12 protein-coding genes and 1 tRNA gene are annotated in these 16,427 nt (G+C 34.2%); 10 read left to right on the top strand and 3 right to left on the bottom strand.

The features are described from left to right. Positions 1-9 precede the first annotated feature (9 nt). The 3 genes from ITJ86_RS01610 to ITJ86_RS01600 are packed head-to-tail and all read left to right on the top strand — an operon-like array spanning position 10 to position 5,220. Positions 10-1,584 carry a RagB/SusD family nutrient uptake outer membrane protein gene (locus tag ITJ86_RS01610; protein WP_195869852.1) on the top strand — a complete coding sequence of 525 codons (1,575 nt, stop codon included), beginning with the start codon at positions 10-12 and terminating at the stop codon, positions 1,582-1,584. Positions 1,585-1,601: 17 nt separating this feature from the next. Continuing rightward, positions 1,602-2,687 (top strand): hypothetical protein, encoded by a 1,086-nt coding sequence (locus tag ITJ86_RS01605; protein ID WP_195869851.1) that lies wholly within the window; start codon positions 1,602-1,604, stop codon positions 2,685-2,687. 49 nt (positions 2,688-2,736) lie between these two features. Then, positions 2,737-5,220: a glycan-binding surface protein gene (locus ITJ86_RS01600; protein ID WP_195869850.1), complete on the top strand. Its 2,484-nt coding sequence runs from the start codon at positions 2,737-2,739 to the stop codon at positions 5,218-5,220. A gap of 275 nt (positions 5,221-5,495) precedes the next feature. Here the strand turns inward: ITJ86_RS01600 and ITJ86_RS01595 are convergent. Next, positions 5,496-5,568, bottom strand: a tRNA-Phe gene (locus tag ITJ86_RS01595). A gap of 102 nt (positions 5,569-5,670) precedes the next feature. Here ITJ86_RS01595 and ITJ86_RS01590 point away from each other — a divergent pair. From ITJ86_RS01590 to ITJ86_RS01560, 7 genes are all read left to right on the top strand, one after another. Beyond that, positions 5,671-6,399 carry a type III pantothenate kinase gene (locus ITJ86_RS01590; RefSeq protein WP_195869849.1) on the top strand — a complete coding sequence of 243 codons (729 nt, stop codon included), beginning with the start codon at positions 5,671-5,673 and terminating at the stop codon, positions 6,397-6,399. Further along, on the top strand, positions 6,399-7,718 hold the full coding sequence (locus ITJ86_RS01585) for a hypothetical protein (RefSeq protein WP_195869848.1): 1,320 nt from the start codon (positions 6,399-6,401) through the stop codon (positions 7,716-7,718). Before ITJ86_RS01590 ends, ITJ86_RS01585 begins: the two co-directional genes overlap by 1 nt. A 23-nt stretch (positions 7,719-7,741) precedes the next feature. Further along, complete coding sequence (locus tag ITJ86_RS01580; protein WP_195869847.1) at positions 7,742-9,121, top strand: tetratricopeptide repeat protein; 1,380 nt, start codon at positions 7,742-7,744, stop codon at positions 9,119-9,121. Then, a complete protein-coding gene (gene lptC / locus ITJ86_RS01575) occupies positions 9,122-9,688 on the top strand; it encodes an LPS export ABC transporter periplasmic protein LptC (protein ID WP_195869846.1) in 567 nt (188 codons plus the stop codon). Between the two features lie 116 nt (positions 9,689-9,804). Beyond that, positions 9,805-9,996 carry a hypothetical protein gene (locus ITJ86_RS01570; protein ID WP_195869845.1) on the top strand — a complete coding sequence of 64 codons (192 nt, stop codon included), beginning with the start codon at positions 9,805-9,807 and terminating at the stop codon, positions 9,994-9,996. A gap of 3 nt (positions 9,997-9,999) precedes the next feature. Further along, positions 10,000-11,289, top strand: a complete 1,290-nt coding sequence (locus tag ITJ86_RS01565; protein ID WP_195869844.1) for a hemolysin family protein — start codon at positions 10,000-10,002, stop codon at positions 11,287-11,289. A gap of 199 nt (positions 11,290-11,488) precedes the next feature. Beyond that, complete coding sequence (locus ITJ86_RS01560; RefSeq protein WP_195869843.1) at positions 11,489-13,636, top strand: peptidylprolyl isomerase; 2,148 nt, start codon at positions 11,489-11,491, stop codon at positions 13,634-13,636. A 120-nt stretch (positions 13,637-13,756) separates the two neighbouring features. On the opposite strand, the gene ITJ86_RS01555 is transcribed toward ITJ86_RS01560, so the two are convergent. Together ITJ86_RS01555 and ITJ86_RS01550 are read right to left on the bottom strand one after the other, a co-directional pair. After that, on the bottom strand, positions 13,757-14,710 hold the full coding sequence (locus tag ITJ86_RS01555; RefSeq protein ID WP_195869842.1) for a GYDIA family GHMP kinase: 954 nt from the start codon (positions 14,708-14,710) through the stop codon (positions 13,757-13,759). 106 nt (positions 14,711-14,816) lie between these two features. Beyond that, positions 14,817-16,133, bottom strand: coding sequence for a hydroxymethylglutaryl-CoA reductase, degradative (locus ITJ86_RS01550; RefSeq protein ID WP_317190613.1), 1,317 nt, complete (start codon positions 16,131-16,133; stop codon positions 14,817-14,819). Positions 16,134-16,427 lie beyond the last annotated feature (294 nt).

The raw sequence follows: 16,427 nt of genomic DNA, 5'->3' as shown, positions 1-16,427 counted from the left end.
CAAGATAAAATGAATAATTTATTACGAACTAAGTTTTTACTGACTTTGGCAGTGTTGTTTCTTCTGCCATCATGTACTACGGAATTTTTGGATAGACCACCAGAAGATTCGTATAACGTAGTAGACTTTTATCAAACGGAAGAACAGGTTAATTCAGGAACAAATCACTTATATTCTAAACCTTGGTTTAATTTCATCTCTAATGTGTCTTGGTGTATTGGTGAGTTAAGTTCTGGTAATGGACGTACTTGGGATCCTAGAAATGCTGATTTTACAAATTTTGCTATAACCGGAGAACACGGAACATTAACACAGGCTTGGGAATCTTTATATGCTGTAGTGGCGCAAGCAAACTCAGTTATTAATACGTTGCCAGAATTTGTGAGTCCAGATGTTTCTCAAGATGTCGTTAATAATGCCATTGGAGAAGCGCGTTTTATTCGTGGAACAGCCTATTTTTATCTTGTACGTATTTTTGGCTCTATTCCTATTATTGCAGATAATGACGAATATATATTAGAACCGGTTGTTCCTAGAAACCCAGAATCTGATGTCTATGAATTTATTAAAAGAGATTATCAATTTGCAATAGATCACTGTTATCAAAAAATTAGAGGTGGTAGTTACGATTTAAATGCAAAAGTATCTAGCGGTTCAGCAAAGGCAATGTTAGCTAAGATTCATTTGTATGAACAAAATTATACAGAAGCATTTCAATTATCTCAAGAAGTAATTAATTCAGGGGAGTTTAAACTGTATGGAGGCGATGCAGGAGATGGTGATCCTTCAGGTAGTTATTACGATTTGTTTTTAACTGCTAATGATAACAATCCAGAATCAATTTTTGCTCTGCAATGGTCAACATCTGGTCAATATGCAGAAGGTAATGGTATACAATCTCTTTTTGCACCAGCTGGTGTTACTGGGTTTTCAGACGGATGGTCTGCTGTAGGACCGTCGTTAGATTTGCAAGATGCTTATGAAGATACAGAGCAAGACGTTCGGTATTATGCCACAATTATGGATCCTGGTTCGTATTACGGAGACTTAAACGGAGGTTATGCCGTTTCTGAGAACATAAATCATCAAGGCACAAATGCTGGAATAAAAAAATATGTAGTAGGAAATGCGGCCACTAATGGCGGTGGAGCTCAACAGAGCTATCCAAATAACACGTATATTCTTAGGTATGGTGAATTGTTATTAATAAATGCAGAAGCAGCACTTATGGGTGGAGGCTCAAGTTCTTTTGGAGCAGAATCTCTTAATAAAGTTCGAAGACGTGCCGGTTTAGAAAATATTGATAATCCTACGGTTGATGACGTTTTTCAAGAAAGACGAATTGAGTTGGCTTTTGAATTTGAGTTTTGGTACGATGTTGTAAGACGAGGACCTTCTTTTGCTATGAGCTATTTAAGCACTACAGAACGAGGAACGTTTAACAATGATACAACTCCTCCTACTGTGAACTCTGAGATGTATAGTCCTACAATGGATGATATGCTTTTCCCATATCCTACAAACGAAATTCAAAATAACCCAGCACTTCAACAACCACCAGTGCCTTATAATTTTGGAGAATAAAAATAAAAAAGAAGATTATGAAAAAAAATAGTGTCACATTGAACAACATATCTGCTTTCTTTTTAATGCTGTTAGCCTTAATTCAGTTAACGTCTTGCGAAAATGAATTCCACAAGGATTCAATTCCAGAAGCAACAGCACCGCCGGTTATTCATAGTGTAAGTGAGGCGAGGGAAGATGTGCCTGTAACACAGGGAGTATTGGAAGGAACGTACATTATAAGAGGTGAGAATTTAGCGTCATTAATATCAATTGACTTTAATGGTTTTCCTGCAGGCTTTAATCCGGCACTTTTAACGGATAATATAGCGTTTGTGGAAGTGCCAGAAGATGCGCCATATATCGATCAAGAAAATATTCTACGATTAGAAAATTTGAAAGGTGCAACCGAGTATGATTTTTCTCTACTATCAATTGATGGATTTACTGAAGAAACGGTAGATGGAGTAAAAACAGTTACTCTTCAAGGAGGTGATTTTACAGATACAGCTTCGGTTACTTTCGTTTCAGGATCTGAAGAAAACGGTAATCTAGTAGAGGCACCTGCAACAATTTTATCTATTTCTCAAACAGAAGTTGTTGTAGAAGTACCATCAGGAGTAGAACAAGCGTTTATTTATTTAGCGACGAGTAGAGGTGCTGTGGCACAATCGGATTCTTATGGATTTAGTTATTCTATTTTTATTGATGCTTTACATGCTGATTGGTCAACCAGTGAATGGGGTGGAACTCATGATTTGGCTTCTACCGAAGTTGCATTAGGTGAATTTTCAATAAAAAGTGTCAGAGAAGCATGGTCTGGCCTTACGTTCTTAGCACCAAATATTCCTTTTGATGAATATGATGCCTTAACGGTTTCTGTTTATGGAACAGGTTCAGCGGGAGATAAAGTACAAATTGCTTTAAATGATTTTGATGGAGCCCAAACAGTACAACCTATAGATCTAATACCTGGAGAATGGAATAAAGTGGTTATTCCGTTGTCAGATTTTTACCCTAATGGTGGTGCGCCAGATACAATATTTAGAATGGATTTTCAAGAATCTTCGAATACAGGATTAGCACAATACATTTTCTATATAGATGATTTTGGTTTCCTATAATAGAAGTCGACCAGAAGAAATTTTAAACTAATTATCTAAAATATTTATAATGAAAGTATCTAAAATTTTATATATCACTTTGCTTTTTGGCTTTACATGCTTTTTTTCGTGTAAGGATGATGATGATATGTTTCAATCATCAAGCAGCCCAAAAAACATAACCGAAATTATATCGGAGAGTCCTAATTTATCTTTACTTTCTGATGCTTTGGCAGATGTGCGCTTAGACTCTACGTTAAGCAGTACAACAACCTATACGGTTTTTGCGCCAAATAATTCGGCATTTGGTAATTCAGACATAAGCTCATTAACAGGAGAGGCATTAGAAAATGTTTTATTAAACCATGTATTAAGTACGGTTACTGCTGATTTTACAGGAGCCATGGAAACAGGTTATTTAAAGACCTTGGCAACTGGTCCAGATGGGAATAATATTAGTTTTTATACAAATACGGAAGATGAAATAGTATTTAATGGTATGGCTTCATTGGTCGATAATTCTTTTGATATAGGAGCAACAAATGGCATTCTTCATACCGTAGATGCTGTTTTAACGCCTCCAACTGTATTAGACCATGTTGTCGCAAATCCGGATTATTCTAGTTTTGCCAGTGCAATTGAGTTAGCTGGATTAGGGGAAATGTTATCTATATCAAACACAGCAAACGAAAATTATCCTTATACGTTGTTTGCACCAAACAATGCTGCATTTGAAGCGTTAATGGCTCAGGTAAATGGAGCGTTTGGTTGGACAAGCTTATCTGATGTTCCGGAGGAGGTTTTACAACAAATCTTACAGTATCATGTGGTAACAGGTGCAAATACACTTGCTGCAGATGCTGATGGCTCAACACAGACGTCAATGCAAGGCGATTCATTTGCTATTAGTGGAACTGTTATAGATGATACGTCTTATAATAATGCAAATATTGTTTTAACGGATATTCAGGGGATTAATGGTGTTGTGCATGGTGTAGATAAAGTATTATTACCAGAAGACGTTTTTCAAAGTATTTTAAGTGCAACCCTTAACATTGTTGAAAGATGTAATGATAGAGGATTTACAACATTTTTAGACGCTGTAGAAAAGGTGAGTTTAACAAATAGCTTATCAACGGATGAGTTAACTGCTTTTGTGCCAAACAACGACGCATTTATTGGGCTTTTTGCAGCTATAAATAATTTTGAAACTTTAGATGATTTTGATACACCTGAAGAATTAGCTGTATTAACCGATTTAATAAATTATCACCTTCATACAGGAAGTTTAATGGCTAGCCAGTTAACATATGGAGGTGCGATATCAACACTATATGGTGACGATATTACTGCAGACTTATCAGGAGACGATGCGCGATTATTACCTTCTTTTGGTGACGCCATACCATCTACTATTACCACAGGAAATATAGGTGCCAATAACGGAGTTATTCATGAAATTAACCGCGTTTTAATCCCAGAAGGATTATTAAGTGCTCTTGGAATTGAAACAGGCGCTGGAGGATTATGTCCTGTAGGAGATCCTTCAATGGTATTCTTCGATTGGGATGCCAATGGGTCTTGGTGGGGAAATGTTACCGCAGAAAATACGGCAGCCTTAAGTATTGATGGTAGTTCATATGGTAGAGCAAATTTCCAAACTGGAGGTGTAGGTTGGCAAGATTTATTTTGGAGAAATGATGCGGGAACGTTTAATGGTGCTTCAGCTGTGGGTAGTAACTTGAGTAATTTCTCATTAAAATTCGATATAAATGTCATTGAACCATTAACTGATGGTGCTTTTAGAATTAGATTCAATGATGCAGATGGAGTAGATGCGTTTTACGATTGGGCACCTTGGAATGATACCGGAGAACCTTTTACGACTGATGGATGGGAAACTGTTGAAATTCCGTTATCTGTTTTAGGAGTTCCAGATTTTAGTTTAGTTGATGCGGAGTTCGGAATGGCATTCGAAGGAGCAGATGTGCTCTTAAACTTTGCAATAGATAATGTACGATTTGATACACCAGGATGTGGAGGGCCAGATCCTATAGATGATACTTCATTAGTGTTCTTTGATTGGGATGCGAATGGGCCATGGTGGGGAAATGCTGTGGCGGAAAACGATGTTTCACTAAGTTTAGATGGTAGTGCTTATGGTAGAGCAAACTTCCAAACAGGAGGTGAAGGATGGCAAGATTTATTCTGGAGAAATGATGCCAGTACTTTTCATGGAGCATCTACGGTTGGGTCAAATTTATCTGGTTATGTATTAAAATTTGATATTAATACCATAGAACCACTAACGGCAGGCATGTTTAGAGTTAGATTTAATGATTCAGATGGTGTCGATGCCTTTTATGATTGGGCACCATGGAATGATACAGGTGAAGCCTTTGATTCTGAAGGCTGGACCACCGTATCTATACCGTGTTCCGTATTAGGAGTTCCAGATTTTAGTCTCGTGGACGCAGAATTTGGGATGGCATTTGAAGGAGCAGATGTATTATTAAATTTTGCAATAGATAATGTGCGTTTTGAAGCTTTATAACAATTGATTTGTAGCGAGTCGAAATCCCTGTAATTATATTTTTTACAGGGATTTCCCTTTTCTATCAACTTCAAAATAATTAAAATTGATTATAATCTTCTATATTTTTCCTAAACGTTGATGTGAAAAAAAGTAAATTCGTTGAAGGATGTGTAATTACACATGATGTTAGAATATGCTGTGAATGCTAGTGAACTAGCGTTAATTAACGCCGTAAATAAAAAGCTGTAAATTAAAAAACCCTCGAAAACATAGAGTTAACGAGGGTTTTAAGGTGGTGCCTCCAGGAATCGAACCAGGGACACAAGGATTTTCAGTCCTTTGCTCTACCAACTGAGCTAAGGCACCAGTTGCTTAATTAAGCGGGTGCAAATATAGAAGCATTTTTATTATTCACAAAAAGAATTTGCTAAAATTTGATTTTATAAATTTGTAACTTATAATTTACTTATGAATCTTATTGTAGATGTGGGAAATACGTATGTTAAGTTTGCTGTTTTTAATAAGGCAGATTTAATTTATAAATTGAGTTTTAAGCTAAACGAGTTTAAAATTCAATATAAAACTTTGAAAAAAAGCTTTCCAAAGTTGGAAAAAGCAATTATTTCTTCGGTTGGTCACTTATCTGATGAGCACGTAGAATTAATAAAAAATGATTTAATTGTTATTGAATTAAGTTCAAACGTAAACTTCCCGTTTAAAAATGATTATCAAACACCAAAAACATTAGGTGTAGATCGTATAGCTTTGGTTTGTGCGTCAGTAAACCAGTTTCCTAATAATAATGTCTTAATTATAGATGCTGGTACCTGTATAACTTACGATTTTGTGACTCATGAGAATCACTATTTGGGAGGTGCTATTTCGCCTGGAATACGATTGCGATATATAACATTGAATAATTTAACCGCAAATCTTCCGTTATTAGAGACAAAACAGCCTAATAATATTGTTGGAGACTCTACGGAGGCCTCTATTCATTCGGGTGTAGTTTATGGTGCAATTAAGGAAATAGATGGAGTAATTGACCAATATCGAGAAGATTATTCAGATTTAACAGTTATTTTAACAGGTGGAGATAGCAATTTTTTGTCAAACCAATTAAAAAATACCATATTTGCGAAATCAAATTTTCTTTTGGACGGTTTGAATTTCATTCTAGAATATAATTCAAAATAATGATAAAACGATTCATTGTAATATGTATTACAATTATAGGTTCTGCAGCTTTTGCACAACAAGGTACTAGTTCTCCATATTCTTTTTATGGTATTGGAAGTCTTAAGTTTAAAGGTACTGTAGAGAACCAGAGTATGGGAGGAATTGGTGTGTACTTAGATAGTATACATTTTAATTTAAAAAATCCAGCATCTTACGCAGGAAACCCATTAAAAGGGCCTTATTTTAATGGAGAAAGTAGACCTGTAAAGTTTACGGTTGCCGGTACAATGACCAATACAACATTAAAAAGTAACTCTGGAGATGCAAAAACTAATAATGCTATTTTCGATTATTTGGCTGTATCTGTGCCAATGGGAAAATTTGGAGTTGGCTTTGGTTTACTGCCTTTTACATCAGTAGGTTATAAGCTCGATCTTATTAATGACGACAATGTCTTAGAAAATCGTTTCAACGGTGAAGGAGGTTTAAATAGAGTGTTTGCTGGTGTTGGCTATCAGATTACAGAAAAACTGAGCGTTGGTATGGATATTAATTATAACTTCGGAAACATTCAAAATAATGCACTAGAAGTAGAGTATTCTAATGGTCAAGTAGTGCAATACCAAACGGTTGAATTTAATAGGTCTGATTTGAGTGGTTTAAATTTAAACTTTGGTCTAAGCTACAAAACCATGATTACTGATAAGCTAGAGTTGTCAACTACAGCCACATTTGCTCCAGGAAGCAAACTTAATTCAGATAACGTTAGGTCGTTTTCTACAGTTACTTTAGATGCGACTACTCTCGAAACATCATCGACATCAAATACTATTGATGTAGATCTTGAGGCTCAAAATCTTAAAAACACAAAATTAACCTTGCCGTCAACGTTATCCTTAGGAGTAGGTGTTGGTGATCCAAAATCTTGGTTTGTTGGTACAGAATATACCTATCAGACTGCAAGTGATTTTTCTAATCCGGTATTTCCAAACTTGCCTTCTAACTATGAAAATTCTTCAAAAATAGCGGTTGGTGGTTTTTATATTCCAGATTATAATGCTTTCTCAGGATACTTTAAAAGAGCGGTTTATAGAGCAGGATTTAATTTTTCAAATACAGGTTTAGTTATAAAAGATGAGTCAATAAAAGAGTTTGGCATGTCTTTTGGACTAGGTTTACCAGTTGGAAACCGAAACTTATTCTCTAATGCCAATTTAGGCTTAGAATTCGGAAAACGAGGAACAACTAATAAAAACTTAATTCAAGAGAATTTTATAAGCTTTAATGTGAGTTTATCATTGAACTCTAGATGGTTTGAACAAAGAAAGTATAACTAACAAATATTAATTATTAATTAAAGATGAAGACGAGAATTACTATTTTATTTTTTGCACTCCTTATGAGTGTTAACTTAGGATTTGCTCAAGAGGACAATCAAGAACTTTGTATGAACAACCTATCAATGTTTGATAGTTATGTAAAGAGTAAAAAATATGATGACGCTTATGGCCCGTGGAAAATTGTAAGAGAAAAGTGTCCTAAATTCAATAGAGCTATTTATGTTCATGGTGAGAAAATCTTAAAGCATAAGATAGAAACGTCTACTGGTGCAGAGCAAGTAGCACATATCGAAGACTTAATGTTGTTGCACGATCAGAGTAGAGAGCATTTTGAATCTAGATATTCGCTTGGTGAAGTATTAGTTGATAAAGCTAATTTAGCATACAAATATAGAAAAGTGCTAAATAAATCTGACCAAGAGATTTATAACATGTTTGATGAAGCCTATAAAAAAGATCCTAAAAATTTTAAAAGTGCAGTTGGTCTTTATACTTACTTTTCTTTAGCAGTAGATTTATATGATGCAGGTGCGCAAACTTCAGATGATGCTCAAAAAATGTTTAATAAGTATGATGATGTAAACGAAATTATTGAAAAGCGAATTGCTTCAATGACTACGGAATTGATTAAATATGCTGAAAAAGAAGAAGCTGGAGGAACACTTACTAAAACGGAAGGACGTTATAAGTCAAGTTATGAGTCTAATATAGAGGCTTTTGAAAATCAGATTTTAGGAAGTATGGACAAAAAGCTTGGTGATAGAGCTAACTGTGACGTTTTAGTTCCTCTTTATGAAAGAGATTTTGAAGAAAACAAAACAAATAGCGAGTGGTTACAGCGTGCAATGAATAGAATGTATGCTAAAGAGTGTAAAGAAGATCCGTTATTCTTAAAGTTAGTTCAACAAAAGAATACTATCGAGCCAAGTGCAGATACTGCATATTACCTTTACATACTTACAGGTGAGCAAAAATACATAGACCAAACAATAGAGTTGTCAACAGACCCTTTAAAAAAGGCGAAGTTATATAAAGGTTTAGCTAATGAGCTTAAGTCTAAAAGAAGCTACGGAAAAGCAAGACAATATTATATGGAAGCTTTAAAACTTAATCCTGCAGATGGTTCACCACATTTAGCAATTGCAAATATGTATGCGGCTAGTGCAAACAGTTGTGGAGACACTAACTTTAACAAAAGAGCAGTATTTTGGTTAGCTGCAATTGAGGCAGAAAAGGCAGGTAGAGTTGATGGTCGTTTAAAAAAGACAGCAGCGCAAACAGCCGCTAGTTATAGAGCTAAAGCGCCTAACAAAACAGAAATATTTAACTGTACTTGTGCAGGAGAAGTAATTAAAATTGGTTGCTGGATAGGACGTTCTGTAACTGTACCTAAAGGTTAATTGAAAACAAAAAATTCACATATCATTAAAAACCTAGTCACAGCAATTGTTGTGACTTTGTTTTTTTCATGTAACAATGACTTTAACGAGGTTCAAAAAGTGGGTGTGTTGCAGAATCAACCTATTGGTGAAGCTGAACATATAGACTTAAAATATACCGAGTTAAAAGAAGATACAGTGAGGTTAGTTGCCAATCTGTTAAGTCCAAAAATGTTAGATTATTCTAATCGGAATTTTCCCTTTAATGAGTTTCCGATAGGTATAGAGCTTAAAATATATGACGAAAACAATAATAAGACGACGATAACGTCTAACTACGCTATTGTTTATAAAGAAACTGATATTATTGATTTACGAGACGATGTTAGAATTATTACATCCGAAAACGATACGTTATTTACCGAGCAATTGTATTACAATCAAAAACTAGAATGGTTGTTTACAAATGAATCCTTTTTGTTTAAGCGTTCTATTGGACCTTTACATGGTGTTTTATTAGATTCGGATAAAGAATTTAAAAACTTTCAGATGTTAGAAATGGGAGGTGATTTCCAAATTGATAATTAACTATCTTTACCAAAATATATTTTACATAACATATAAGACAAGCCTGTTAAGATTATATTGCTCAGCTGAGTGATTACATAGTAAACGGCATGTCATAGTTGAAAAAAATTACACATATGAAATTAACGAGGATCTTTCAATACGCTTACCTTGTTTTTGCAGCTTTATTCTTGTACGATGTTGTGATGACATGGATAGATGAACAAGTCGTTGCTTACATATCTTTAGGGCTTGCTGCATTAGCAATTTTTATGTTTTTCTTTAAAAAACGATTTAATAATAAACTTGAAGACCGAAATAATAAGTAATTTATGACGGCTGACATAGTCATTATTATAAGTACACTTATACTTTCAGCTTTTTTCTCTGGTATGGAAATCGCTTATGTCTCTTCGAATAAAATTCATATCGAATTAGAGAAGAAACAAGGAGATTTTTTAGGAAAGATTTTAGGAAAGCTTACCGCAAAACCATCAAAATATATTGCCACAATGCTTATTGGAAACAATATTGCATTGGTGATCTATGGTTTTAAAATGGGTGAGGTTTTGGTGCGTTGGTTTCAAACCATGTTACCTTCAGACAGTACGGCTTTAACCTATTTGTTTTTAGATTTGCAACTGTTAACACAGACGGTAATTTCAACCTTGGTTATTTTAATTACTGCAGAATTTTTACCTAAAGTATTCTTTCAAATTTATGCCAACACTTTATTAAAGGTGTTAGCATTTCCAACCTATATATTCTATGTGTTGTTTTCGTGGGTTTCAGATTTTATTATTTGGATTTCAGATGCCGTTTTAAAATACATTTTTAGAGCTGATGGTGAAGATGTCGTTTTAGCAATGACCAAAGTAGAATTAGGTAATTACATTACGGAACAAATGGAATCCGTTGAAAATCATGATGATGTAGACAGTGAGATTCAAATTTTTCAAAATGCTTTAGAGTTTTCAGAAGTGAAAGCACGTGAGGTTATGGTACCACGAACTGAGATAACTGGTGTAGAGATTTCAGATTCTATCGAAAATTTAAGACAGCTTTTTATAGAAACAGGTCGAACTAAAATCATTGTTTACAAAGATAGTATCGATGATATTTTGGGTTATGTACATTCTTTTGAATTGTTTAAAAAACCAGAAACGATTAAGTCCATTATAATTCGTGTGGCTTTCGTGCCAGAAACAATACTTATTAAAGATGTGTTGAGTATTTTGACTAAAAAGCGTCGAAGTATGGCTGTTGTAATTGACGAATATGGTGGAACTTCTGGAATTATGACGGTTGAAGATATTGTTGAAGAATTATTTGGTGAAATTGAAGATGAACACGATATCATTGAGATGATAGAGGAGCAAATTAATGACAATACCTATAAGTTTTCAGCACGTTTAGAAGTGGATTATATTAACGAAACTTATAAGTTAAATCTTCCTAAGAGCGAAAATTATGAAACCTTAGGTGGATTAATAGTGCATGCTACAGAAGGAATTCCTCAAGAAAACGACGATGTACACATCGAAAATTTCAAATTTACAATTACAGAAGTGTCTTCTACAAAAATTGATGAGGTTTTAGTAAAGGTGCTTGATGTAGATTAGCAATTTTTTAGGGCATCAAAACGTAACATTTGGTCCATATTTCTGCACATTAAAGAGAAGAATTTTATGCGCCTTTCACATAAATTTTGAATAAAGCTTCTATCACTTATAAAAACTACACTTCTCCTTTTATTATTTACAATAAAATACTATTTTCGCAGACTTATTTACACCAAATTAAAGATATTACAAAAAGACTATGGCAGTTTTAAATAAAATTAGACAACGCTCACTGGTATTAATATTAGTAATTGCATTAGCATTATTTTCATTCGTAATTGGAGATTTATTCAAAAATTCTGATGCTCTAACAGGAGGATCTCAAGATGTAATAGCGACCATTAATGGTACAGATATCAACAGACTAGAGTTTCAGCAAAAGGTAAAAAATTACCAAGATAGAGCAGGTGGAGCACAAACGTCTACACAATCTATGAATGCGATTTACAATCAAGAGGTTCGTAAAATCGTATTACAATCAGAAATTGATGAATTAGGATTGTCTGTTGAAAAAGATGAAATGAGAGATTTGTTGAAGACTAGTTTTTCGTCATATCCAGAATTTCAAGATGCAAACGGAAACTTTGATGTTAATCGTTTAAATGCATTTATAGCGAATTTAAAAGATTTAAACGGAGAAACTGCTCCATTAGGAAACTTCCTTGTTAACTATGAAAGCTGGACAAACAACGAACAAACTATTGCAGCAAACGCAATTCAGCAAACCTATTACAACCTCGTTAAAGCAGGTATAGGAACAACTATTGCTGAAGCAGAAGAAGATTATTTAGGAGATTCTAAAACGGTAGATATAAGTTACGTTCAAGTACCATACACAACTATTGCAGATAGTCTAGTTGCGGTTTCTAAAAGTGAAATAACTGCTTATATGAAAGACCATGAGGATACCTATAAAACGGATGCTACTAGAGAAGTTGTATATGTAGAATTTAAGGAAGAGCCTTCTAAAGCAGATGAAGATGAAATAAAAGCAGAGCTGTTAGCATTAAAGTCAGATAGAACAGAATATAACGACAATAGTAAGAATACAGATACAATTCCTGGATTTGATTCTGCTACAGATATTGAAGAGTTTGTAAATACATATTCTGCTATAAAATACAACGATGCTTTCTTAAGAGCTGGACAATTACCAGCTGTAGCTAAAGATACTTTAATGAAATTAGGTGTTGGTAGTTATTACGGACCTTATAAAGATGGTGAATACTATAAATTATCTAAAGTTGTTGCAACAAAACAATTACCAGACTCAGTAAAAGTGCGTCATATACTAGTGCCTTTTGTAGGTGGACAAAGAGCAGATGCGTCTGTAACAAAAACTCCAGAACAAGCAAAGGCAACTGCAGATAGTATTTTTGCAAAAATTCAAGGTGGTACTAAATTTATGGATTTATTAGAATTATCTTCTGATAAAGTAAGTAATGAGCAAGATGGTGAAATTGAATTTGACTATTTAGCAGGAATGGCACCAGAATTTAAAGCCTATGCTTTTGATAATAACGAAGGTGATATTGATGTTGTACGTACGTCTTTCGGATACCATATTATTGAAATATTAGAACAAAAGAGTTTTAATAAAGCAGTAAAAGTTGCGACAGTTGCTAATAAACTTGAACCATCTGATAAAACACTTCAAGATGTATTTAATGTAATGTCTAAGTTTGAAATTGCTATAAAAGATGGTGATTTTAATGAAATTGCAAAAGAGCGTAATTTAACTGTAAAGCCAATTACATTTAATGCTTTAGACGAAAATATTCCAGGTCTTGGAAGTCAGAGAGAAGTTGTAAGATGGAGTTTTGATGAAGATACAGAAGCAGGCGATTACAAGAACTTTGCCATATCTAATTTCGGATTTATAGTTGCTAAAGTTGTTGAGGTTAGAGAAGAAGGGTTAATGAGTACTGAAGACGCATCAATCACAGCTTTACCAGAAATTAGAAAAGAAAAGAAAGCGAAGTTAATTCGTGAAAAAATTACAGGAACTACGGTTGCAGAAATCGCTAAGAATCAAGGTCAGAACGCTAGAACAGCAGCAGCTGTTACCATTAAAAACACGACCTTATCTGGTGCAGGTGTTGAACCTAAAGTTGTAGGAGCAGCATTTGGTTTAGCAGAAGGTGAAACGTCTAAGCCAATTGATGGCGAAAAAGGTGTTTACGTTGTAAATGTTACTAAAGTAAACGAGGCTACTAAGTTAGATAACTACGGAGCTATTGTGAATAGATTAAATGCTGAACGTAGAAATGCTGTACAGACTAAAGTGTATTCAGCTTTAGAAGAATCTGCAGAAATAGAAGATAATAGAGCTAAAACGGTGTACTAACCAACAAGCATTAAAATTATTTTGAAATGGCTTTACAGAAATGTGAAGCCATTTTTTTATCCTGTAAGGTTTCAAAAACCATGTAGGGATTTAAAGGTAGATAAAGTCAAAGTTTAGTCTTTATATTAAAACCATATCCTCATAAGGTAGAACAGTCTCAAAACCCTTGCTATTAAAATACGTTGAAGGATTTTCTTCACTTGCCACTAAAATAAAATCGCCTCCCCAAGCACCTAAACTTTTTATGGCACCATTAAAATCTGAGAATAATCGTGATTGAATAGGGGCTTGTTGAATGAGATTGGAGATAATGTTTTCATGGGCTTCAATCAAATTTTGAAATTCTATAAGCGACTTACAAACAAGCATTGCTTCAGTAATAGAATTGATGTCATCAATACTATTAGAATTTATGTTTCCAAGCGCTTTATAAGCTGAAATCCCATCACGACTGTTTTGTTTCTCATTGAGATAAACAAAATACAGTTGGTGTTTAAATTCAGGTTGAAACGTTACAGGTTTTACATTTGGATTTTTTTGATGCTTTTGAAGTTGAAATGATATGGCGTAATTATTTTTAGCACAAGCAATATCATAGCCGCTTCCACCAAATGTTTTTTCGAGTAATTGATAGGCATCAACATGTGCCCACTCTGCAATATTATTTATTAAAGTCGAAGAAGTGCCCAAACCCCAAAGCCGATTAAAATCTTGATGTGTTGTAATATCAAATCCTTGATTAGACTTTAAGAATTCAGGATTCAAGTTTTTGGCCACATTTAAAATTTGGATTAAGCGTTCTTTTACGTCTTGGCCTTTAATCTTTTTTTGAGGGTTTGCTGTTTCATTGAGCGCAGTAGATGTGTCTTCATAAGAAATTGTGCACTCAAACCAAACCTCATTCAGCTCATTATAGCTCTTCCAATTAATAACATTAAAATCATTAGACTTAATAACCAAACTCTGTCCATATTTTGTGGGAATAGCCAAAGCTTTCGCACCATCTAAGACAGCATATTCTGCCGTTAGTAATAGTTTTCCGTTGCTTCGGTATGTTGTTGCTTTGTCGTTCAAAAATGATCGAAATTAAGGTGTTGAGTTATTATGGCTTTGCGTCTCTGGGTCGTTGCGCGATACTATTCATCCGAGTGTGCTTTCGAATTTTGTTTTTACAATTTATCTACTCACGTATGTTTTTTAAAGCTTCCACAACAGCACTATGCGTTACCACATTCGTTTTAAAATGTTCAACAAGTGTTACTTTTTCTTTATCTGTAGCTTCAAACTGATTCAAGATGTTCATTAAGTGCATTTTCATGTGTCCTTCTTGAATTCCTGTTGTTGTTAAGGATTTTACAGCTCCAAAATTTTGCGCTAATCCGGCAACAGCAACAATTTTCATTAAGTCTTTTGCTGTTGGTTTTTGTAACATTTCTAAGGATAACTTTACTAAAGGATGTAAGTTGGTTAAACCACCAACAGTTCCTAAGGCTAATGGGATTTCAATCCAAAATTTAAAGATACCATCATCCACCGAACAATGTGTTAAACTAGTGTAGCTACCATCTTTTGCGGCATAAGCATGTACACCAGCTTCAACGGCTCTAAAATCATTTCCTGTCGCCAAAACAACAGCGTCAATACCATTCATTATGCCTTTGTTATGTGTTACCGCTCTGTAAGGTTCTATTTCTGCAATGGTAACGGCTTGTTTAAATTTTTGTGCAAAGTCTTCCGGATTCGGAATGTCTTTACTTTTTAAATCTTCAACTTTACATGAGACTTCAGCTCGCACCAAACATTGTGGTACGTAGTTAGAAAGAATACTCATAATTATATCTAGGTTTCCTTCTAACGATTTTTCAGCTTCACTTTTCAGAGTTTGTGCAAATTGTTCTAAACACGAGTTTATGAAGTTGGCTCCCATTGCATCGAGCGTTTCAAACGTAGCATGCAATTGATAATAGTTTTCAAGCTCTTTTGTTTTGTCTTTTAATTCAATATTTAAAATGCCACCACCGCGATTTTGCATGCTTTTCGTGATTGATTGAGTGTCCTCAAAGAACTTTTGCTTAATCACAGTATCTATATAAAGCTTTAAATCCTCGTTATCTCCATCATAAGTAAAATGAACTTGCCCGATTTTTTCAGTCGATATGACTTCAGCTTTAAAACCACCACGTTCTAACCAAAACTTAGCCGCTTTACTCGCCGCTGCAATGACTGAACTTTCCTCAATGGCCATTGGAATAGTATAAAACGTATCGTTAATTCGAAAATTTGGTGCAACACCTAATGGTAAATAATAATTTGTTATGGTATTTTCAATAAACTCATCGTGTAACTTTTGAAGTTTTTTATCAGTATTCCAATAGTTTTGAATAAGTTGTCTTGCGTTGTCTTTGTTGGTAAAATAGGTGTCTAAAAGCCACTCAATCTTTTCGGATTTAGATAGCTTAGAAAAGCCAGAAATCGTATTTGGCATCGTAGTATTGATTTTTTGTTTTTGGTCGGAAATACAACAAAATAAAAAACAGTTTCTATTCGCGATATTTCTCTTTATTTTTTAATCGTCTGATGCTAAGGCTTCACCTCAGAGAAATAAAAATAAATCACATCAAAAATAATTTATTTTGTAAAATTCGTCTATTGCCGACCAAAAACTTTTTAGTAAAAACAAAGATACTAGGATTGGAATAAAATGTTGGTATAATCGGTTGTAAATGCCTATTTAGTGTTAATAATAGTGATTTTTTGCATAATTTTTAGTAAACTTGGCATTGCTTTGTTG

The sequence above is a fragment of the Winogradskyella marina genome (assembly GCF_015645385.1).
Lineage (GTDB): Bacteria > Bacteroidota > Bacteroidia > Flavobacteriales > Flavobacteriaceae > Winogradskyella > Winogradskyella marina.
The sequence above is the reverse complement of the archived record's forward strand: the minus strand, read 5'-3'. Positions and strand labels throughout refer to the sequence as shown.